The 18,768-nt window shown below is 72.6% G+C and carries 21 protein-coding genes; 5 read left to right on the plus strand and 16 right to left on the minus strand.

Annotated features, from left to right (window positions below; translation table 11 throughout):
* Both IEZ20_RS37060 and IEZ20_RS37065 read left to right on the plus strand, forming a co-directional pair.
* A partial coding sequence (locus IEZ20_RS37060) for an alpha-1,6-glucosidase domain-containing protein (RefSeq protein ID WP_189307100.1) occupies positions 1-590 on the plus strand: 590 nt, incomplete at its 5' end.
* A 32-nt stretch (positions 591-622) separates the two neighbouring features.
* Entirely contained in the window at positions 623-985 is a 363-nt protein-coding gene (locus IEZ20_RS37065; protein ID WP_189307102.1) for a 5-carboxymethyl-2-hydroxymuconate Delta-isomerase, read from the plus strand.
* A gap of 7 nt (positions 986-992) precedes the next feature.
* Here IEZ20_RS37065 and IEZ20_RS37070 read toward each other — a convergent pair whose 3' ends face one another.
* The 4 genes from IEZ20_RS37070 to IEZ20_RS37085 all read right to left on the minus strand — a co-directional run bounded on the left by IEZ20_RS37070 (position 993) and on the right by IEZ20_RS37085 (position 5,635).
* The gene (locus tag IEZ20_RS37070; RefSeq protein ID WP_189307104.1) at positions 993-1,709 is read right to left on the minus strand and encodes a TetR/AcrR family transcriptional regulator; all 717 of its coding nucleotides are present in this window, start codon (positions 1,707-1,709) and stop codon (positions 993-995) included.
* A gap of 36 nt (positions 1,710-1,745) precedes the next feature.
* A complete protein-coding gene (locus tag IEZ20_RS37075) occupies positions 1,746-2,768 on the minus strand; it encodes a PDR/VanB family oxidoreductase (RefSeq protein WP_189307106.1) in 1,023 nt (340 codons plus the stop codon).
* Positions 2,768-3,646 carry a metal-dependent hydrolase gene (locus IEZ20_RS37080; protein WP_189307108.1) on the minus strand — a complete coding sequence of 293 codons (879 nt, stop codon included), beginning with the start codon at positions 3,644-3,646 and terminating at the stop codon, positions 2,768-2,770. The genes IEZ20_RS37075 and IEZ20_RS37080 overlap by 1 nt, the downstream gene beginning before the upstream one ends.
* Before the next feature lie 69 nt (positions 3,647-3,715).
* The gene (locus IEZ20_RS37085; RefSeq protein WP_189307110.1) at positions 3,716-5,635 is read right to left on the minus strand and encodes a hypothetical protein; all 1,920 of its coding nucleotides are present in this window, start codon (positions 5,633-5,635) and stop codon (positions 3,716-3,718) included.
* A 178-nt stretch (positions 5,636-5,813) separates the two neighbouring features.
* Here IEZ20_RS37085 and IEZ20_RS37090 point away from each other — a divergent pair, with 178 nt between their 5' ends.
* Positions 5,814-6,221, plus strand: coding sequence for a hypothetical protein (locus tag IEZ20_RS37090; protein ID WP_189307112.1), 408 nt, complete (start codon positions 5,814-5,816; stop codon positions 6,219-6,221).
* A gap of 78 nt (positions 6,222-6,299) precedes the next feature.
* On the opposite strand, the gene IEZ20_RS37095 is transcribed toward IEZ20_RS37090, so the two are convergent.
* From IEZ20_RS37095 to IEZ20_RS37130, 8 genes are all read right to left on the minus strand, one after another.
* Positions 6,300-7,832 (minus strand): DUF1996 domain-containing protein, encoded by a 1,533-nt coding sequence (locus tag IEZ20_RS37095; protein WP_189307114.1) that lies wholly within the window; start codon positions 7,830-7,832, stop codon positions 6,300-6,302.
* A gap of 136 nt (positions 7,833-7,968) precedes the next feature.
* Positions 7,969-8,622 carry a LuxR C-terminal-related transcriptional regulator gene (locus tag IEZ20_RS37100; RefSeq protein ID WP_189307116.1) on the minus strand — a complete coding sequence of 218 codons (654 nt, stop codon included), beginning with the start codon at positions 8,620-8,622 and terminating at the stop codon, positions 7,969-7,971.
* Positions 8,607-9,884: a sensor histidine kinase gene (locus tag IEZ20_RS37105; protein ID WP_189307118.1), complete on the minus strand. Its 1,278-nt coding sequence runs from the start codon at positions 9,882-9,884 to the stop codon at positions 8,607-8,609. Before IEZ20_RS37105 ends, IEZ20_RS37100 begins: the two co-directional genes overlap by 16 nt.
* Positions 9,885-9,916: 32 nt before the next feature.
* Positions 9,917-10,963, minus strand: coding sequence for an NAD-dependent epimerase/dehydratase family protein (locus tag IEZ20_RS37110; protein WP_189307119.1), 1,047 nt, complete (start codon positions 10,961-10,963; stop codon positions 9,917-9,919).
* A 60-nt stretch (positions 10,964-11,023) separates the two neighbouring features.
* Positions 11,024-11,599, minus strand: a complete 576-nt coding sequence (locus IEZ20_RS37115; protein ID WP_189307121.1) for a winged helix-turn-helix domain-containing protein — start codon at positions 11,597-11,599, stop codon at positions 11,024-11,026.
* Between the two features lie 492 nt (positions 11,600-12,091).
* Positions 12,092-13,123 carry a glutamine synthetase gene (glnII, locus tag IEZ20_RS37120; protein ID WP_189307123.1) on the minus strand — a complete coding sequence of 344 codons (1,032 nt, stop codon included), beginning with the start codon at positions 13,121-13,123 and terminating at the stop codon, positions 12,092-12,094.
* A 243-nt stretch (positions 13,124-13,366) separates the two neighbouring features.
* Positions 13,367-14,134, minus strand: a complete 768-nt coding sequence (locus tag IEZ20_RS37125) for an SCO2207 family protein (RefSeq protein WP_189307125.1) — start codon at positions 14,132-14,134, stop codon at positions 13,367-13,369.
* A 119-nt stretch (positions 14,135-14,253) separates the two neighbouring features.
* Positions 14,254-14,622, minus strand: coding sequence for an ArsC/Spx/MgsR family protein (locus IEZ20_RS37130; protein ID WP_189307127.1), 369 nt, complete (start codon positions 14,620-14,622; stop codon positions 14,254-14,256).
* Positions 14,623-14,842: 220 nt separating this feature from the next.
* On the opposite strand from IEZ20_RS37130, the gene IEZ20_RS37135 reads away from it, so the two are divergent.
* Positions 14,843-15,157 carry a hypothetical protein gene (locus IEZ20_RS37135; protein ID WP_189307129.1) on the plus strand — a complete coding sequence of 105 codons (315 nt, stop codon included), beginning with the start codon at positions 14,843-14,845 and terminating at the stop codon, positions 15,155-15,157.
* 206 nt (positions 15,158-15,363) lie between these two features.
* Complete coding sequence (locus tag IEZ20_RS37140; RefSeq protein WP_189307131.1) at positions 15,364-15,642, plus strand: hypothetical protein; 279 nt, start codon at positions 15,364-15,366, stop codon at positions 15,640-15,642.
* A 19-nt stretch (positions 15,643-15,661) separates the two neighbouring features.
* On the opposite strand, the gene pspAB is transcribed toward IEZ20_RS37140, so the two are convergent.
* The 4 genes from pspAB to IEZ20_RS37160 form a co-directional block, all read right to left on the minus strand.
* On the minus strand, positions 15,662-16,246 hold the full coding sequence (gene pspAB, locus IEZ20_RS37145) for a PspA-associated protein PspAB (RefSeq protein WP_189307133.1): 585 nt from the start codon (positions 16,244-16,246) through the stop codon (positions 15,662-15,664).
* Between the two features lie 3 nt (positions 16,247-16,249).
* The gene (gene htpX / locus IEZ20_RS37150) at positions 16,250-17,200 is read right to left on the minus strand and encodes a zinc metalloprotease HtpX (RefSeq protein ID WP_189307135.1); all 951 of its coding nucleotides are present in this window, start codon (positions 17,198-17,200) and stop codon (positions 16,250-16,252) included.
* A 157-nt stretch (positions 17,201-17,357) separates the two neighbouring features.
* A complete protein-coding gene (locus tag IEZ20_RS37155; RefSeq protein ID WP_189307138.1) occupies positions 17,358-17,612 on the minus strand; it encodes an SCO2583/SCO2584 N-terminal domain-containing protein in 255 nt (84 codons plus the stop codon).
* A gap of 108 nt (positions 17,613-17,720) precedes the next feature.
* Positions 17,721-18,680 (minus strand): GlxA family transcriptional regulator, encoded by a 960-nt coding sequence (locus tag IEZ20_RS37160; RefSeq protein WP_444545270.1) that lies wholly within the window; start codon positions 18,678-18,680, stop codon positions 17,721-17,723.
* Positions 18,681-18,768: the final 88 nt, after the last annotated feature.

Consider the following 18,768-nt stretch of genomic DNA (forward strand, 5'->3'; position numbering starts at 1 on the left):
CCACCGCCGCCCTCTCACAGGGGCCCGCGCTGTCCCAGGCGGGCACCGACCTGCTGCGTTCCAAGTCCCTGGACCGCAACTCCTTCGACAGCGGCGACTGGTTCAACGCCATCCACTGGAACTGCGCCGACGGCAACGGCTTCGGACGCGGACTGCCCCCGGCCGCCGACAACGCCGCCAAGTGGGACTACGCCCGGCCGCTGCTCACGAGCGTGAAGGTCGGCTGCCCGCAGATCACCGGCGCCTCCGCCGCCTACCGCGACCTGCTGAAGATCCGCACCACCGAGAAGGCGTTCTCCCTCGGCACGGCCGCCCGGGTGCAGGAGCAGCTGTCGTTCCCGCTGTCCGGGAAGGACGAGACACCGGGCGTGATCACCATGCGCCTCGGTGACCTGGTCGTCGTCTTCAACGCCACCCCGCAGCAGCAGGAGCAGCGCGTCCCGGCGCTCGCCGGACAGCGCTACCGGCTGCACCCGGTGCAGGCGGCCGGAGCCGACGAGACGGTGAAGACCGCCGCCTACACGACCGGCACGGGCACGTTCACCGTGCCGGCGCGGACCGTCGCCGTGTTCACCCGGGCGGGGAACTAGGGTGAGGCCGTTGCCGTAGAACGGGAGTGCGCATGCCGCAGATCACCATCGACTACTCCGACCTCATGGAGGACGCCTTCGACCGCGAGGGCTTCGCCCGGGCGCTGCACGAGGCGACCGTGGAGATCGCGGCGGCGAAGCCGGAGGCCTGCAAGACGCAGTTCCGGCCGAGCGCGTACACCGTGTTCGGGTACGAGGATCCCGGGGCGCGCGGGCACGCCGTCGTGCACGTGACGATCGGGCTCCTCGCCGGCCGCAGCGAGGAGACGAAGGCGAAGCTGACGGAGACGGCGCTGGAGCTGCTCGGCAGGCATGTGGCGGACGGGGCGTTCGCCCTGCACGCCTCCGCCGAGGTCCAGGACCTCGATCCGTCGTACCGGAAGTCCGACCGCTAGCGACCGTTCAGGAACCGAGGGCGATGAGCCGGCCGACCAGCTCCGCGAAGGGGCCGTCGGCCGGCTCTTCCTTCACCATCGCGCGGAGCAGGACGGCCATGTCCTCGTCGTGGGCGGCGCTGACGGCGGCCAGCGCGGCGAAGTCGTGCACCAGCTGGGTCTCCAGCTCGGCGCGCGGGATGCGCCGGCCGTCCAGCCAGATCAGCGCCGTGGACTCGGCGAGCGAGATCCAGGAGCGCACCACCAGCTCCAGGCGCGGGGACGCCTCGGTCACGCCCAGGTGCGAAAGGATCTGGTCATAGGCGGCCTGCCGTACGGAGTCGATGAGCGCGTTCGTCGCGGACACGTGGCTCATCGAGTGGGCTCCGCCCACGGTCACGGCCGGGCCGCCGCGCATCAGCGCCGAGAAACCGGGGCCGTGCTCGTCCACGAAGTCGAAGAAGCGGCCCATCACCCGCAGCAGCCGGGCGCCGAGCGGACCCTCGTGGGGCTCGGCGAACCGGCTCGCGAGATCCTCCGAGGCACGCTTCAACGCGGCCTCGTACAGGCTGAGTTTGCCCGGGAAGTAGTGGTAGACGAGCGGGCGTGAGATGCCCGCCGCCGTGGCTATCTCGTCGATGGAGACCTCGTCGGGCGAGCGTCGGCTGAACAGGTCGAGGGCGACACCGATCAGCTGCTGCCGACGCTCCTCGACGCCCATCCTGCGGCGAACCCCGGAACTCATGCGAACACTTTACCGATCGGATTCGGCCGTTTGTGCTCACATGTCGAGCACCAGGCGATCGCTCCGGGACCGGGACACACAGATCAGCATCGAGTCGCGGCGCTCGGCGTCCGTCAGCAACTCGTCCCGGTGGTCGACCTCCCCTTCCAGCACCCGCTGTTGGCAGGTCCCGCAGAACCCCTGCGCACAGGAGTAGGCGGTGTCCGGCAGCTCCTCGCGCACGGCGTCCAGCACGGTGGTGCCGGCCGGCACGGTCAGCGTCCGCCCGCTGCGCCGCAGTTCCAGCTCGAAACCAAAGTCGCCGCCGGCCGGCGCACCGGGCGCGAACCGTTCGAGACGGACGTCCGGGAAGCGTTCCGCGACGGCCGCCATGAGCCCTTCGGGACCGCAGCAGTAGACGGCGGCCCCTGCGGGCACCTCCAGTGCGTCGAGATCGGGCCGTCCCTCCACCACGGTCACCCGGTCACCGCCCAGCTTCACGACCTCCTCCAGGAACGGCATCGAGGCCCGCTCGCGGCCCGCGTACAGCAGCCGCCAGTCGGCACCGTCCGGGAGCGCCCGCAGCATCGGCAGCAGCGGGGTGATCCCGATCCCGCCGGCGACGAAGACGTACGACTCCGCCTCGACCAGCGGGAAGCGGTTCCGCGGCCCCCGCACCTCCAGCTCCATGCCCTCGGCCAGCTGCTCGTGCACCTCGCGCGAGCCGCCCCGCCCGTCCTCGACCAGCCGGGTCGCGACGGTGTACGAGGAGGTGTCCCCGGGGTCGCCGCACAGCGAGTACTGCCGGACGAGCCCCGACGGCAGCACCAGGTCGAGATGCGCGCCGGGCTCCCAGCGCGGCAGGTCCCGGCCTTCCAGCCGGAGCCGGACGACCCCCTCGGCCACCGTCTCGTGCGAGGCGACCAGCAGCCGCAGGGCCCGCGAGCGCGGCCGGCCCGACGTGGGCTCCTCCAGCGCGGGCAGTGGCCACAGCGGCGAGACCCGGACGCGGCGGCGCAGGGCGCCCCGGGCCAGCAGCACGGCGCCCGCGACGAGCGCGACGGTACGCGGCTTCGGCATCACGCGGCCCTCCGCTCCGCCGCCGTGGCCGCGGGGGAGGCGGCCAGGTAGGCGACGGCCTGCGCGGTGTCGCCCTCCTGCGAGGGGTGGTACCCCCGGCTCAGGTAGCGGGGGACGGACCGGAGCATGTCTCCGGTCGAGGGCAGCAGGCCCTGCCGGCCGCGGACGTGGAAGTCCTTCAGCGAGGCCTTGCCGTCGACCAGGGTGGGATCGTTCTCCATGAAGAACCGCGTCCCGCGCTGCCACAGGAACACCAGTGCCGTGAAGGCGGTGGCCCAGGTGCGCACGCGCCGGCGGTAGCTGCCGTCGACGTGCAGGAACAGCTCGAAGGCGACCGAGCGGTGCTCGACCTCCTCGGCGCCGTGCCAGCGCAGCAGGTCCAGCATGGTGGGGTCGGCGCCGCGCCGGTCCAGCTCCTCGGCGTTGAGCACCCAGTCGCCGAGGAACGCCGTGTAGTGCTCGATGGCCGCGATGAGCGCGACCCGCTCCATCAGCCACCACCTGCGCGCCCTGCCCGGCGGCAGGGTCCGGTCGCCGAGCAGCTTCTCGAAGAACCAGTCGACCTGGGCGGTGTACGGCGTCGGGTCGAGCCCCTGCTCCCTCAGGTGGGGCAGCACCTCGTCATGGGCCTGCGAGTGCATCGCCTCCTGGCCGATGAACCCGATGACGTCCTCGCGGAGCCGCTCGTCACGGATGTACGGGAGCACCTGCTTGTACACGTGCACGAACCAGCGCTCACCGGCGGGCAGCAGCAGGTGCAGCACGTTGATGGTGTGCGTGGTGAAGGGATCCCCCGGCACCCAGTGCAGCGGCGTGCCGTCCCAGGAGAAGGACACCTTGCGTGCCTTGAGCGGCACCCGGGCCTGCGTGTTAGACATGGCGTCAATGTACTGGCGGGTAAGGGCGCTGAGAAGCCCCGCGCACCACCTTGTTGACGCCAGTGTCAGCTAGTGCAGCCCGCTGATCTCCCGCCCGCCCGCCAGGGTGCCCTTCAGATCGGCCCGCGCACCCTGCTCCGCCTTCGCCGCCAGCAGCGGTCCCTGCCCCGACGCGGTCACCCCGCCCGTGGCCCGGATCGACGAGGTGTCCCTGCTCCCCGCCGCCAGCAGGTACCAGCTGCCCGCCGCCGACTTCCACAGCACCCCGGCCAGCACGTGCGGGTCACGCGGCCCGCAGGCCGGCACGTCCGTGCCCTTGGCGACGACCGCCCCGGCCGCCCCGCCCGGCGTGCGGAACTGCGCCAGCGCGGCCGTGCCGTCGCCGCGCCAGGTCTCCGCCCGGGTGCACACCCATGCGGCGGACCCTCCTGCATCGGGCAGCGGCTGCTCGGCGAACGCCCACGCGTTCACGCTCCGGATGCCCGCCGAGCGCTCCGCCGACAGGGAGCAGGCGAACGGCGCCCAGGTGCGCAGCCCCTCCGCGCCGGACGCCTCCCCCTCCGAGCCGGGCCGGCCGGCCGTGAGACGGGCCGGGACCAGCTCGCCGAGGTCGGTCGCCAGCCGCGTACCGGAGGCGTCGGTCAGCTGGAGCACCGTCCAGGACGTGCAGCTGCCGGGCCGCAGGGCGGAGCTGGCCAGCGGTGCGGTCACCCCGTCGGAGAGGGGGAGCGGTGCCGCGGCCGCGTCGGGCTTCGTCAGGTCCCGCTGGGCCGCCTTCGTCACCCAGGGGGCGGTCAGATAGCGGACGTTGCCGTCGGAGCGGCCCAGCACCAGCGCGCTCGCCCCGGCACCGGTCGCGCCGTCGACCCGGGCGAAGTCCAGGGCCGCGCCCTGCGTGCCGTTCTCCGGCTCGGCGTACCGGGCGACGCGCAGGCCGTCGTAGAGGACCACCACGCGGGCGGCGTCGACCTCGCCCGCGTACAGCAGCTGGGGCGGGCCGGCCGGGCCGCCGGTCTGGGTGCCGGGGGTCGCCGAGACGCGGACCGTCTCCCCGGGGCGGGCCCAGACCGCGAGGGCGCGGCGCAGCAGGGCCTTGTCATCGGTGAGCGGGCCGCGCGCGGGCCACACGGAGAAGTCGGTGCGGGCCGAGGTGCGCCAGGCGGTGGGGGAGACACGGGTCAGCCTGCCCGGGTCGAGGGCGGCCTCGGCGGCCGGGTTCTCGGCGTAGGAGGGCGCGGCGGCGCCGTCGGGGCCCCAGCCGCCGCCCGGCAGGGCGACCAGCGCGCCGCACACCGCGAGCGCCGCGGCGGCGGCGAGGACGGCCCGGGTGTGCTGGCGGCGGCGCATCAGGTCGGTGGGCCGGGCCTGCAGCGAGCACGGGTCGAACTCGGGGGAGGAGAGCAGCCCGGGCTGGGCGGGCACACCGTTCGCCGAGGCCAGCGCGCCGCCCGGGTCGCTCACCCCGGCGGCCGCGAGGATCTCGCGGACGTCCGGGTCGGCCAGCTGCTCCAGGCCGCGCAGGACGTAGGCGGCGCGGGCCGGGGCGGACAGGGCGGACAGCCGCTGGTCCAGGGCGAGTTCGTCGGCGCCGCCCGAGCGCGGGAACAGCCTCAGCCCCCACACCTGGGGGAGCGGCGGCGGCAGCTGGGCGAGCCGGGGCAGGCCCTTGCGGGGGCGGGCCGCCTCCAGGGCCGCCCGCAGGACCCGCTCGCGCAGGCAGGCGTACCCCGGGTCGTCCTCCCGGCCCGAGGCCTGCGCCGGCAGCACGGCCGGCTGCTTGCGGCCGCGGGGCAGGGCGCGCTGGGCGAGGGCGTGTGCGGTCAGCACCCGGCGGCTGCGGCCGAGGCCCGGCGGCAGCACCAGGTAGGCGAGCCGGACCAGCCGGGGATAGTGCTCCACGAGCGCGGCCTCGGCCTGCTCGACGTCGACCGTGCCGGTGCCGCGGGCGGAATGGGGTGCCTGACGCTGGGATACATCCTGTGACTGCACGTCCGGGAGAACGAGCGAGCCGGTGGTTGGTCACCGCCGGACGGGTGGTTCCCGTGCGCGCTCCCGTGGACGGCCGCCCGCCCGTGCCCGCCGGGCCGGTGGATTTGAGCGCTTCGCGCGCGGCGGCCGTATCCGAAGGAGCTGGGGCATGCTCGGTACACCAGGACCGGAGGAACAGATGAGGTTGACGCGACTGACGCTCGGCGCAGTGGCCCTGCTCGCGCTGGCGGGCTGCGGCTCGGGCGGGGGGCACACCGACGCGGTGCCGCCCACCGCGACCGGCAGCCTGGAGCGTCTGGCCGCCGAGGTGAAGTGCCGGCCGAACATGCAGACCGACGCCGACGAGATCCGCCAGGCCATCTGCCGCAACCCCGACGGCCGGTTCATCCTCGCCACCTTCGCCACCGACCGCGGCCAGCGCGAGTGGATCAACGACGCGAAGGACTACGGCGGTCACTACCTGGTCGGCCGCAAATGGGTCGCCGTCGGCGACGACGGGGTGGTCAAGGCGCTGCGCGGCACGCTCGGCGGCGACCTGGAGGACGGTGTCGACCACCACGCGCACGGCGCCGCGCACAGCGGCTGACGGCCGCGGACACGGCGAAGGCCGGTGACGGGAGGGGGATCTCGTCACCGGCCTTCTGTCAGGGGCGCGTGGTGGGGGTCACGCGCAGTTCTGACCGCGGTTGATGCAGTTGGCGATCTTGTTGGCCAGACCGTTCTTCGTGACGCTGATGAAGTCGTCGTGGTCCGTGGCCGCCTTGTGCAGCTGCTCCGGGAAGCCGTCCACCGCGTAGGCGTTCTTGACCTGGCCGTTCTGGACGGTCGGCGGGTTGATGTTGTAGACGAGCCGCATCGTCAGCTGCGGGATCGCCTTGAACCCGTTCGGGCAGACACCGCTGGCCGGGTCGGCGAAGGCCACATGGGTGCGGTGGTTGGCGCTGTCGATGTTCTGCCCGTCCCAGCAGCTCTGGAAGGCGAACGAGCGCACCACCTTGCTGCCCTGCGGGCAGATCGGGTACTGCTGCGTCAGCTGCACCTTGTTCTCGAAGCCGGTGCAGCTCCAGTGCGCGTTGGCGTTCGCCAGGCCGTTGGTCGTGGTCTTGGCGTCACCGGTGATGATGCGCAGGAACTGCGGCATCGGGACGACCTTGCTGGCCGGGCTGCCCACGTACTTGATCTCGGCCTGGGCCGGGGTCAGGATGCGGCCGACGTTGCCTTCCTTGCCGCCGCCGTCCTTGTTCTGGTCGAAGTCCTGGGTGCCGTCCTGGATGCGGACCACCGGCCAGTAGTACGACGACAGGTCGCTCCCGTTCTGGCAGCTGGTGCCGCCCTGCAGGAACGTGTTGTTGCTGGAGAACGCGTTGATCTTCTGGTTGCCGACGTAGTCGTGCAGGTGGTGCGCGCCGTTGGTCACGCCGGGCGCCACGATCACGTTGTCGGTGTTGAAGTTCTTGTTGGCGTTCACACCGCAGCGCGTGGTGAACGTACCGGTCGAGGCGTTGCCGGTCTTGCGCGGCTTGCCCTGGACGTTCGGGGCCACCTTGGTGATGTCGACGAAGTCGGCCGCGACCGGGCCGTTGCCGGCCTGCCCGCCGATGTTCCCCTGCTGCCCGTTCTGGCCCTGCTGCTGGCCGCCGTTCTGCTGCTGACCGCCCTGTTGCTGGCCGCCGTTCTGCTGCTGGCCGCCCTGTTGCTGGCCGCCGGCGTTCGTCTGGTTGACGGTCTGCGTCGTGCAGGAGGCGAGCTGCTTGAGCGCGTTGTCGAAGGAACCGCCGACCCGCTGGATGTCGATGCGGATCCGGTCGATCGTCGCCGCCCGCTTCTCCTTGAGGGGGCCGACGATCGCGTTCTGCACGAAGCTCGCGTCCCTCGTCTGCGCGTCCCGGGTGGAGGCGAGCCGGCTGTAGGCCTCGGTGATCTGCTTGTCGAGGTTCGCCAACTCCGTCGCCACGCCCTGACGTGCCCTGTTCGGCACGTTCGTCAGCTTCTGGCCGACGTCCGGGCAGGAGATGGTCGCGACCTGCGCCGTCGCGGCCTTGGTCGAGTTGCCTCCCCACGACTGGTTGTTCGACTCGTGCGCCGAGGCGTAGAAGTTCGCCCAGATCAGCCCGCCCCCACCGAGCGCTAGGGCCGCCGATGCGGCTATGGCCTTGGCGGCCAGCGGCGTACGGCGTTTTCGTGTGTTGCGTCCCATGGAACTCCTCTGACTTCCTTGCGGGGCAGCATCGAGGCGCCCGACAGGAGTGAAGCGGCGTCCCTACATACGGACGCCGTCCCGGAGGTGTTCACCGGTCTCACAAATTCCTCGCAGAAACAGGGCAGTTGGCAGATCAGCGGTCCCGGTCCAGATGGGCGAGGACCGCGAGCACGCGCCGGTTGTCGTCGTCCGACACCTCCAGTTGGAGCTTGGCGAAGATGTTGGAGGTGTGCTTGGCGATCGCCCGTTCCGTCACCACGAGCTGCGCCGCGATACCCGCGTTGGACCGCCCCTGCGCCATCAGCTCCAGCACCTCCCGCTCGCGCGGGGTGAGACGGTCGAGCGGTGTCCCGCCGGCCGACCGCCTGGACAGCAGCTGCTGGATCACCTGCGGGTCCATCGCCGTACCGCCCGCCGCCACCCGCCGTACGGCGTCGACGAACTGCTCCGCGTCGAAGACCCGGTCCTTCAGCAGATAGCCGACCCCGCCGGTGCCGTCCGCGAGCAGCTCGCGCGCGTACAGCTGCTCCACGTGCTGGGAGAGGACCAGCACCGGCAGGCCCGGCCGCGCCCGCCGGGCCGCGAGCGCGCACTGCAGGCCCTCGTCGGTGTGCGTGGGCGGCAGGCGTACGTCGACCACCGCGACGTCGGGCCGCAACTCCTCCAGCGCCCGGGTGAGTTCCGGCCCGGACTCCACGGCCGCCGCGATCTCGAAGCCGTACGCCTCCAGCATCCGCACCAGCCCGTCGCGCAGCAGGAAGAGGTCTTCGGCTAGGACAACACGCACGGGATCTCCAGGGTCACCATGGTGGGACCGCCGGCGGGGCTGCTGACGGCCAGGACGCCGTCGAATGTACCGAGCCGGCGCTCGATCCCGGCGAGCCCCGAGCCCGCCCCCACCGCCGCCCCGCCCCGGCCGTTGTCGGTGACGGTCACCCGCAGCCGGCCGTCGGTGTGGTACACGTCGACCCGGACCCGGTCGGCACCGGAGTGCTTGACCGCGTTGGTGAGCACCTCGTTGACCGCGAAGTAGGCCGCCGACTCGACCGGCGCGTCCGCACGGCCGGGCAGTTCCACCGTCACCTCCGTGGCGAGCGGCAGCCGGAGCGCCAGTGCCCGTACGGCGTCGCCGAGCCCCCGTTCGGCGAGGACCGGCGGATGGATGCCGCGCACCAGGTCGCGCAGCTCCTCCAAAGCCTCGGCGGAGTTCCGGCGGGCCTGCGCGAGCAGCTTCTTCGCCTGCGCCGGGTCCCGCTCGACCAGCATCTCGATGGTGCCGAGGTCCATGCCCATGGCGACCAGCCGGGCCTGCGCCCCGTCGTGCAGGTCCCGTTCGATGCGGCGCAGCTCGGCGGCGGAGGTGTCGACCGCGTCCCGCCGGGTCTCGGTGAGCACCTGGACCCGCTCGGCGAGCGCCGCGCGGGAGGCGCCGATCACCGCCCGCGTGAGCGTGAAGTGCACGGTGAGCAGGCGCGGGACGAAGCGCCAGGTGCCGACGAGGACGAGGGCGCCGAGTGCGGCCGCCCCGAGGGCCGTGGCCTGGCCGGTGACCGGCACGAAGCCGTACCAGTAGGGGTCGCCCGAGCCGGGGACGTACGCCCGCCACAGCCCGGCCGCCAGCAGGAACCCCTCGACCGGGTAGAACACCAGCACGGCCGGCAGCAGCGCGGTGACGAAGCCCGCGGTCATGTCCACCGGCAGCCAGAGCACGTCCCGCCGCACCTGCGGGTCCCGGAGCAGCGCGACCGTGCGCGTCCACGGGTTGGCGCTCTCCGGGAGCGGCCGGTACGCCGCCGGGATCCGGACCCCGCACCACTCGGCCGCGAGCCTCCTGCGGGCGTCCGCCAGGGCCCGGACGCCGGTGAGGACCGCCGGGGTGGTGAAGAGGCCGACGCCGAGCGGTATCAGCACGATCGAGACGAGGGTCAGGACGAGGAACGCCACACCGCACGGCAGCACCACGACGGCCAGCACCAGCCCCTGCACGGCGGCCAGCAGCGCCTCCCTGGCCCGGGTCCGGAAAGCGGCTCTGTCTTTGTCGGTGTCCATGCCGCCAGTCTCGCCGACGGCCCGCGGCCGGGTCAGTCGTCCGAGGGCCCCTCCCTGAGGGTGGTGCCAGGTACACCCCCGGCCCCCGCCAGCACCTTCGCCTCCACCCGGGGGTCCAGGCCCTTGAGGGTGCGGTCGGGCCGCTGGGGCGCGGTGCCCCCGATCCGCGTCAGCCACCGCCAGGTGTCCGCGACGGTCTCGCCCACCGGCCGGCACACCAGCCCCGTCGCCACCGCCCGCGACACGTCCGCGCCGTGCACGGCGTCGTACATCTCGCCGCCCGGCGGCACCCACACCGGCAGCTCGGTCCACGGCTCGATCCCGGCCTCCAGGATCGGCTCCGGGTCCGTCCAGCGCAGCTCCGCGTCCGCGCCGGTGACCCGCAGGCAGGCCCGGAGCAGCTCGCCCATGGTGGTGTGGCCGGGCGGGCCGACCAGGTTGTACGGCCCGGACAGCCCCTGCTCCAGCGCGCCGAGCAGCCAGTTCGCGAGGTCGCGTGCGTCGACGTACTGCAGCGGCAGCTCGCGCGGGCCGGGGGCGAGGACCGGGCCGCCGCGGGCGATCCGGGTCAGCCACCAGGGCAGCCGGCCCACGTTCTCGTACGGGCCGAGGATCAGCCCGGCCCGTACCAGCAGCGAGTCCGCCGCGCCGAAGGCCCCGACGGCGGCCAGTTCGCCGCCGCGCTTGTCCGTCGCGTAGTCCGTCGAACCGGCGTCCGCGGCGCCCTCGACCAGCGGGGCGTCCTCGGCGCCCCCGCGCGGCCAGGGCCAGACGTACACCGACCGGCTGGAGACGTACGCGTACCGCCCCGCCCGGCCGCGCAGCAGCCGGGCCGCCTCGTCCACGGCGCGCGGAGCGGAGGACCAGGTGTCGACCACGGCGTCCCAGCCGTCACCGCGGTCCGCGGCGAGGGCGGCGAGACCGCCGGGCTCGGTGCGGTCACCGTGCAGCGACCGCACCCCGGCCGGGGGCCGGTGCCGTCCCCGGTGGAAGACGGTCACCTCCCAGCCGCGCCCGAGCGCGGCCTCCACCACGGCCCGTCCCACGAACTCCGTTCCGCCCAGCACGAGAAGTCTCATGCCCGGATCGTGCCCGGTCCGGGGCCGTGGCGGTGCGGCACTCTGCCGAGGGCAGAACCGTCAGCGGCCCGTCGGCGGGGTGTACTTGTAGCCGACCCGGCGCACCGTCTGGATCGTCTTGCGGTGCTCGGCGCCCAGCTTGCGGCGCAGCCGGGCGATGTGCACGTCGACGGTGCGGCCGTCGCCGACATGGCCGTACCCCCACACCGTGGAGACCAGCTGGTCGCGGGTGTGCACCCGGTGCGGGTGCGCCACGAGGTGGGCGAGCAGCTCGAACTCCAGGTAGGTCAGGTCGAGTTCGCGGCCGTCGACGCTGGCGGTGCGCTGCACGGTGTCGATCCGCACCAGGGGTTCGGGGCCGGCGTCCGCGTCGGTCTCCGGCTGCTCCCAGGCCGCGGCCGGCAGGAACGGGGGCCGCTGGTCGGCCGGGACCAGCACCAGGTAGCCGACCATCGGCGGCCGGCCCGGCAGGGCGGGCAGGGTGTGCTGCGGGGCGGGCAGCCAGGTGGCGCCCGGCGGCAGGAAGTCGGAGACGTCAACCACCTCGTCCCGGTCGACGGCGCGCAGCCGGTGCCGGGCGCCGTTCGGGGCGGGGGTGGCCAGGGTGGCGGTGAAGAGGGAACGGGAGGTCGCCATGAGAGGTCAGCTCTTTCGCGCGAGGAGTTCGTCGGGAGGTGCGGCGGCCGCGATTCGTGGTCGGGCGCGCCGGAGGACGTACGTCGTTTCGCGCTGGCCGAAGGCCGGGGGTTACGGCTTTAGAGGGCCCGCGCGTTCGTCGCGCGGCAACACACACGGTCGAAGTCGTGGTGCTGACGGGAAGGCCAGAACGGCTCAAGGTCGTGGCGACCCGTCGCTGTGATCTTCTGGAAGCCGGCCATGAGCCTATTGAAGCAGAGGCGTGCGCCGGGCAGGAGCCTCCTCTCACTGCGTGGACGCTTCTCTGGCGTGAAACTGACGTTGCGTCCACCCGCAGCCCCGGCTCCCGGGCCTGGTCAGCGGTCTGCCGCGGCCCGGCCGTGGCCGGATCGCCGTCTCACTTCCCGGACAACGGCGGGGCGCGGGCGGGTCAGAACGCGCGCGAGGGGCGCCCGCCGTGACGGCGGGCGCCCCTCGGTGGAGCTCGGCGGATCAGACCTGGCCGGCCTTCTCCAGCGCGGAGCAGCAGGTGTCCACCAGCAGGCGGGTCACCACGTACGGGTCGACGTTGGCGTTCGGGCGGCGGTCCTCGATGTAGCCCTTGCCGTCCTTCTCGACCTGCCACGGGATGCGGACCGAGGCGCCGCGGTCGGAGACGCCGTAGGAGTACTTGTCCCAGGGGGCGGTCTCGTGCAGGCCCGTCAGGCGCTCGTCGATGCCGGCGCCGTAGTTCTTGACGTGGTCCAGGGGCTTGGAGCCCTCACCGAGGGACTCGCAGGCGGTGATGATCGCGTCGTAGCCCTCGCGCATCGCCTTGGTGGAGAAGTTGGTGTGCGCGCCCGCGCCGTTCCAGTCGCCCTTGACCGGCTTCGGGTCCAGGGTCGCGGAGACACCGAAGTCCTCGGCGGTGCGGTACAGCAGCCAGCGGGCCACCCACAGCTGGTCGGAGACCTCGAGCGGGGAGACCGGGCCGACCTGGAACTCCCACTGGCCGGGCATGACCTCGGCGTTGATGCCCGAGATGGCGAGACCCGCCTTCAGGCAGTTGTCCAGGTGGGCCTCGACGATCTCGCGGCCGAAGATCTCGTCGGCGCCGACACCGCAGTAGTAGCCGCCCTGCGGGGCCGGGAAGCCGTTCTCGGGGAAGCCCAGCGGACGCGAGCCGTCGAAGAAGGTGTACTCCTGCTCGATGCCGAAGATGGGCTCCTGGGCGGCGAACCGCTCGGCGACCTCGGCCAGCGCGGCACGGGTGTTGGACCGGTGCGGGGTCATGTCGATGTCGAGGACCTCGCACAGCACGAGGATGTCGTCGCCGCCGCGGATCGGGTCCGGGCAGGTGAAGACCGGCTTGAGCACGCGGTCCGAGGAGTGGCCCTCGGCCTGGTTGGTGGAGGAGCCGTCGAAGCCCCAGATGGGCAGCGCGTCGAGACCGGCCGGGGCACCCGTGATGATCTTCGTCTTGGAACGCAGCTTGGCGGTCGGGGCGGTGCCGTCGATCCAGATGTACTCGGCCTTGAAGGTCACGGGGCCACTTCCTTCGGGGGTGGGGCGGGCTCACTCGTCGTCGCGGGTGCTGCGGCGCTGCGGCACCGGTGCGCCGCTCGAACTGCCGGGCAGCCTGTCAACGGGCCGTTTCCCGTCCATTGCTCGTATGTGAACCCCGTGTTACCTGGCGCTTCTGTGCCGTGTCTCACATGGTGAGGCGGACGGTACTGCGCTATGGGACGGCCGGCGACCGCCACCCCCGTCGCGGTCGCCGGCCCCACCTCACCCGACCTTCTCGATCACAGCCCGGCGGATGAGGAACTTTCCGGGCTCCCGGACCTGTTCGAAGGCCGCGTTGTTGAGCAGGACGCAGCTGCCGGAGACGGACGTCACCTTCACCGTCGTGGACTTGTTGTTGTCCAGGTTGGTGACCTTCAGGGTCGTCCCCGCCGGGAACTGGTTGCTGGACGCCGCCGGGGCGCCGCCCTCGCCGGAGAGCGTCACGGTGGAGCCCTTGCAGACCTGCTCGCCGGCGGCCTGCTGAGCGCCTCCGGCCTGCTGGCCGCCCTGCTGAGCGCCGCCCGCCTGCTGACCGTCGCCCTGCTGCGCACCCCCGGCCTGCTGGCCGTTGCCCTGCTGCTGACCCTGCTGACCCTGCTGGCCGTTGCCCTGCTGCTGGCCCGCGCCCTGCTGGGCGTCGCCGCCCTGTCCCGCCTGGGAGTCCTGAGCCGACTCCCCAACGGTGCAGCCCGCCGCCTTCTGCTGGACCTTGATCTGTTCGATGACCTTCTCGCGGTTGGCGATCCGGGCCGCCGACTGGGCGTCCGGTTTCGCCTTCTGGTCCGCGATGAACTTCTCGTTGTTGCCGAGGGCCGTGGCCAGCCCCTGGCACACCGTGGAGTCCCCGGCCGACAGCGTCTTGGCGTCGTGCGGGCTCTGCGCGGCGTTCGAGGTGGACGCCAGCGCGAAGGCCCCGCCGCCCGCCACCGCCGCGGCACTGACGAGCAGCGCGATCTTCTTCTTCGTACCGAGAGTTCTCCTGCGCGACATGCGCGCCTCCTGAAGAGGTAGGGGAGCGTACGCCGCTATGTACGAGATACCGAACGGGGTTACTCAGCGGTTGCCCGAGCCGGTGAAGTAACCTGCGTCACACGGGAGTTGAGCCGTGCTCAGCTCTTGCTGTGGGCGAGGGCCTCCCGTACGGCCTCCTCGGTGCGGGCCACCAGCGTCGTTCCGTCGTCCGCGGTGATGATCGGGCGCTGGATGAGCTTGGGGTGCTCGGCGAGCGCGGTGACCCACCGGTCCCGGGCGTCCGCGTCCCGCGGCCAGTCCTTGAGCCCCAGCTCCTTCGCGGCCGGCTCCTGGGTGCGGGTGATGTCCCACGGCTCCAGGTTCAGCCGCTCCAGCACGGCCCTGATCTCGTCCTCGCTCGGCACGTCCTCCAGGTAGCGGCGGACGGTGTAGTCGGCCTTCTCCGCATCCAGCAGGCTGAGCGCGCTACGGCACTTCGAGCAGGCCGGGTTGATCCAGATCTCCATGCCGGACACGGTACTCGGCATTGACTCATGTTCGAATTCACGACACCTCGCCCGCCTCACCTCCACCGCCTGTGACAGCCCGCCAATTCCGGCGCCCACCTGCGGCTTTGCCTCTGTCCGCGCACCCCCGATTGTCAGTGCCCGCCGGTAGACTGGGAGCAGTGTTCGAGGGAGCCGCCGGAACCCCGGCGGACTGCCCGACCGCGACAGGAGGATGCCTGTGCCCGCTGCCGCCCTGAAGCCGAAGCCGTTGCCGACCCAGTCCACCGCCCGGCGTTCCGTGCTGTTCGACTCGCCCTACGAGCCCGTGGCGAAGCGACCGCTGCCGGCCGGACGGCCGCGCGAGTGGTACGTCGCGCACAACCGCCGCCTGAAGGCCATGCGCCTGGCCATAGCCCTGCTCGACTCCGGGGTGTACCTGCCGGACCAGGCGCCGAACGAGACGATTCGCAGCACGGCCGAGCGGATCGGCATGCATGCCCCGTCCGACACGACGTGCCGCATGGTCCGGGCGCTGATGCGCTCCTCGCGCTGAACCGCGCCCGACGCCCCGACACCTCCACACCTGCATACCTGCACACCCGACGCCGGGTGCTCCCAGCCGCTGGGGGCACCCGGCGTCCCGTTCCCTCCGGAAAACGGGATGCACCGGCGCTCACGCCCTCCCTACGCTGAACAAACGGAGGCGAAACACCCGCACTCCACTCTTTCCCCGCCCAACTCACCCCACGGAGGTCCGTCATGCGTGGCATTCTCGCGACCGGGACCGTCGTCCTGGTGATCCTCGGAATCGGAAACCATCTCTGGTGGCTCGCCGCCGTCGCCCTGCTGTATCTGTACGCGACGCACGGGCGCGGCTCGCCCGGCACCACCCCGGCCTCGCCCGGCACGGGCCCGACCGCGTCCCCGCCCGCCGGCTCCGGCGCCCTGCCCGACAGCTACCGGGCGTACCGGGAGCGCCGGGACCGGCAGGCCAAGTGGGAGCGCCGCTACCGCCGTGAGCGGCCCGGCGCGAGGTGAAGGGGGGCGTCACCGGCCGTCACAGGCCGGGGGCGCCCCACACCGGGAACCAGCGCCCCAGGTCCGGCTCGATCCGCAGGTCGTCCCCGAGCGTGGCCCTCAGCTGCAGCTCCAGCGCGGTGTCCCGCCGCTCGGCGGCTCCGGGCAGCGGGGCGAAGGGGTAGAAGGACCCGCGCTTGTAGAGGTACACGAGCGCCAGCCGCCGGCCGCCGTCGTCCCGGAAGCCGGCCAGGGAGCACAGCAGCTGCGGGCCGAAGCCGTTGATCTCCAGCGAGGTGTTCACCGCGTGCAGGTCGTTGACCAGATCGGGCAGCTGGTCGGGGGAGCGCCGGGACACCAGCCAGGAGTAGCCGTAGCCGTCCCGGCGCAGCTCGACCGGCGGCCCGGTGCGGTCGATGTCCGCGTCCAGCAGTGCCTGCACCTCCCGGTGCGTCTGCTCGAAGGCCGCGCCCTCTACCGTGGCGAAGCACACCGCTCCGCTGCCGGTGGGCGTGAAACCGGCCGCCGCCTGAAGCGTCACGGCCGCCGACGGCAGCGCGAACAACTGGTCGAGATCGGGCGCGGCCGGCTTCGTACGGCCCAGCAGGATGTCCAGCAGCCCCACCGGTCAGCCCGCCTTCCCCGAGGTGCCGGTGCCCGGGGCCGGGCCTTTGGGGGCGGCGGCCTCGCCCAGCTCCGCCGAGATCCGGCCCAGCTGCGCGAGCCGCTGCTCCAGGCTCGGGTGGGTGGCGAAGAACCGCTCGATGCCTCCCTCCCGGCCGGTCGCCGGGGTGAAGTAGAACGCGTTGAACGCCTGGGCCGTCCGCAGATCCTTCGTCGGGATCCTCGCGATCTCCCCGGAGACCTTGGTGAGGGCCGCCGCCAGCGCCGAGGGCCGGCCGGTCAGGAGCGCCGCCGCGCGGTCGGCCGCCAGCTCGCGGTACCGGGACAGCGCCCGGATCAGCAGGAAGCTGATCGCGTACACGGCCGCCGACACCCCCAGCACGGCGGCGAGCACGGCGGCGGTGTTCTGGTCCCGGCGGCCGCCGCCGAAGACCTGGGAGTAGAACGCGAACCGGACGATCAGACCCGCGACCACCCCGAGGAAGGAGGCGATCGTGATGACGGCGACGTCCTTGTGCCGCACGTGCGCCAGCTCGTGCGCCAGCACGCCCTCCAGCTCGGCGGGCTCCAGCCGGCGCAGCAGCCCCGTGGTCACGCAGACCACCGCGTGATCGGCGCTGCGCCCGGTCGCGAACGCGTTCGGCATGTCCATCTCGGACACGGCCACCACCGGCTTGGGCAGGTCGGCGAGGGCGCACAGCCGGTCGACCACGGCGTGCAGCCCGGGATACTCCGCCCGCTCCACGACCCGCCCGCGCATCGCGAACATCGCGATCCGGTCGGAGAACCAGAACTGCGCCACGAACAGCGCGCCGATCAGGACGGCGACCAGCACCCAGGACTTCAGCAGCACGATCAGCGCGGCGACGAAGCCCACGTACAGCAGTCCGAGCAGGAACAGCGTGAGACCCATGCGTACGGTCAGCCGCCGATCGCTCCGGAAGCGGCTCTGCATCGTGCATCACCCCGCAGTCAGGCACTCGTCCCGCTGTCCAGTGTGCACCTGCCGATTCCCATGAAGTGGTCCCGAACGGCCCCAGGCCGGGCAAAGATCGCTCTGCGCTCGCCGTGCGCCGACGCGGGGCCGCTGTGCGGGTGGCTGTCGCCGTGCGTCAGTACGGCGAGCGCATCTGTGCGTAGCCCAGCAGCACGATGACCACCGCCACGCAGCCGAGCACCACGGCCGTCGACACCCAGGAGGACCGGCGTGGCACCGGGTCCGGGTCGGCACGGAAGGGAGCCGGCTCCGGCGGGTTCTCCTTCCAGCGGGCGGCGAGCATCCGGGCCCGGGCGGAGGGCTCCTTGTGCTCGGCCGAGTTCGCCCACCTGTGATCGAACTCGCGCTCCCAGTCCTCGTGTTCGGGCATCCCCGTTCAACCTCTCTCGTCCGACAGAGTCCGGGGGCATGATCCCCCGACAATAGGAAGTTTGAGAAGCGCGAAAGGTTGCACGGGGCCGGCCGGCAGATCGTCCGGTCATCCGGAACGGCGGAAACGGGACCGGTACGCGGTGGGTGTCGTGTCCAGCTTGCGGCGGAACGCCCGGATCAGGGTGTCCGTCGTACCGAAACCGCACGCGGACGCGACCCGGTCCAGGGTGTCGTCGGTGGTCTCCAGCCGGTTCCGGGCCGCCTCGACGCGGGCCGCCTCGATGTAGGCGGCCGGGGTCATGCCGAGTTCCGTCTTGAAGACGCGGGTCAGCTGGCGCTCGCTGACATGGGCGTGCCGGGCGAGGTCGGCGATGGTCAGCGGCCCGGCGAGGTACTCGGCGACGAAGTGGCGCAGCCCGGCCATGCGCGGGGTGGTCGAGACGGGCTCCACGGGGACGCTGAACTGGCTCTGCCCGCCCGGCCGCTTCAGGTACATGACGAGCTGACGGGCGACCCGCAGGGCGACGGCCTCCCCGAAGTCCTCGGCGACGAGCGCGAGGGACAGATCCAGGCAGGCGGTGATGCCCGCGCCGGTCCACACCCCGCCGTCGCGGATGAAGATCGGGTCGGCGTCGACCTCGACCGAGGGGTGGTCGGCGGCGAGCTGCTGCGCGGTCGACCAGTGGGTGGTGGCGCGCCTGCCGTCCAGCAGCCCGGCGGCGGCGAGCAGATGGGCGCCCACGCAGACGGAGGCGATGCGCCGGCTCCGGGCGGCGAGCATCCGCACCCGGCCGACGACGCCGGCATCGGCGAGCGCGTGCACCCGGCCCTCCCCGTCGACCTCGACCGACCCCGGCACCAGCAGCGTGTCGATGGCCTGCCCCGACACCTCCTCGAAGGTGAGATCGGGCAGTACCCGCACCCCCGCGGCGGTGGTCACGGGATCCATGCTCTCGCCGGCCAGCACCACCCGGTACCCGCCGTCGTCCCCGATCTCCCGCCGCAGCAGGGCGAACACCTCCGGCGGCCCGGTGACGTCCAGCAGGTCCACGCCCTCGAACAGCATGACGACGACGAGCCGCCGCACCCCACCCACGCCCGCTCCCCTGGTCGCCCGCCCGATGTCCGGATCTGCAAGTTACCTGACATTGCCG

The organism is Streptomyces cinerochromogenes (assembly GCF_014648635.1).
GTDB classification, from domain to species: domain Bacteria; phylum Actinomycetota; class Actinomycetes; order Streptomycetales; family Streptomycetaceae; genus Streptomyces; species Streptomyces cinerochromogenes.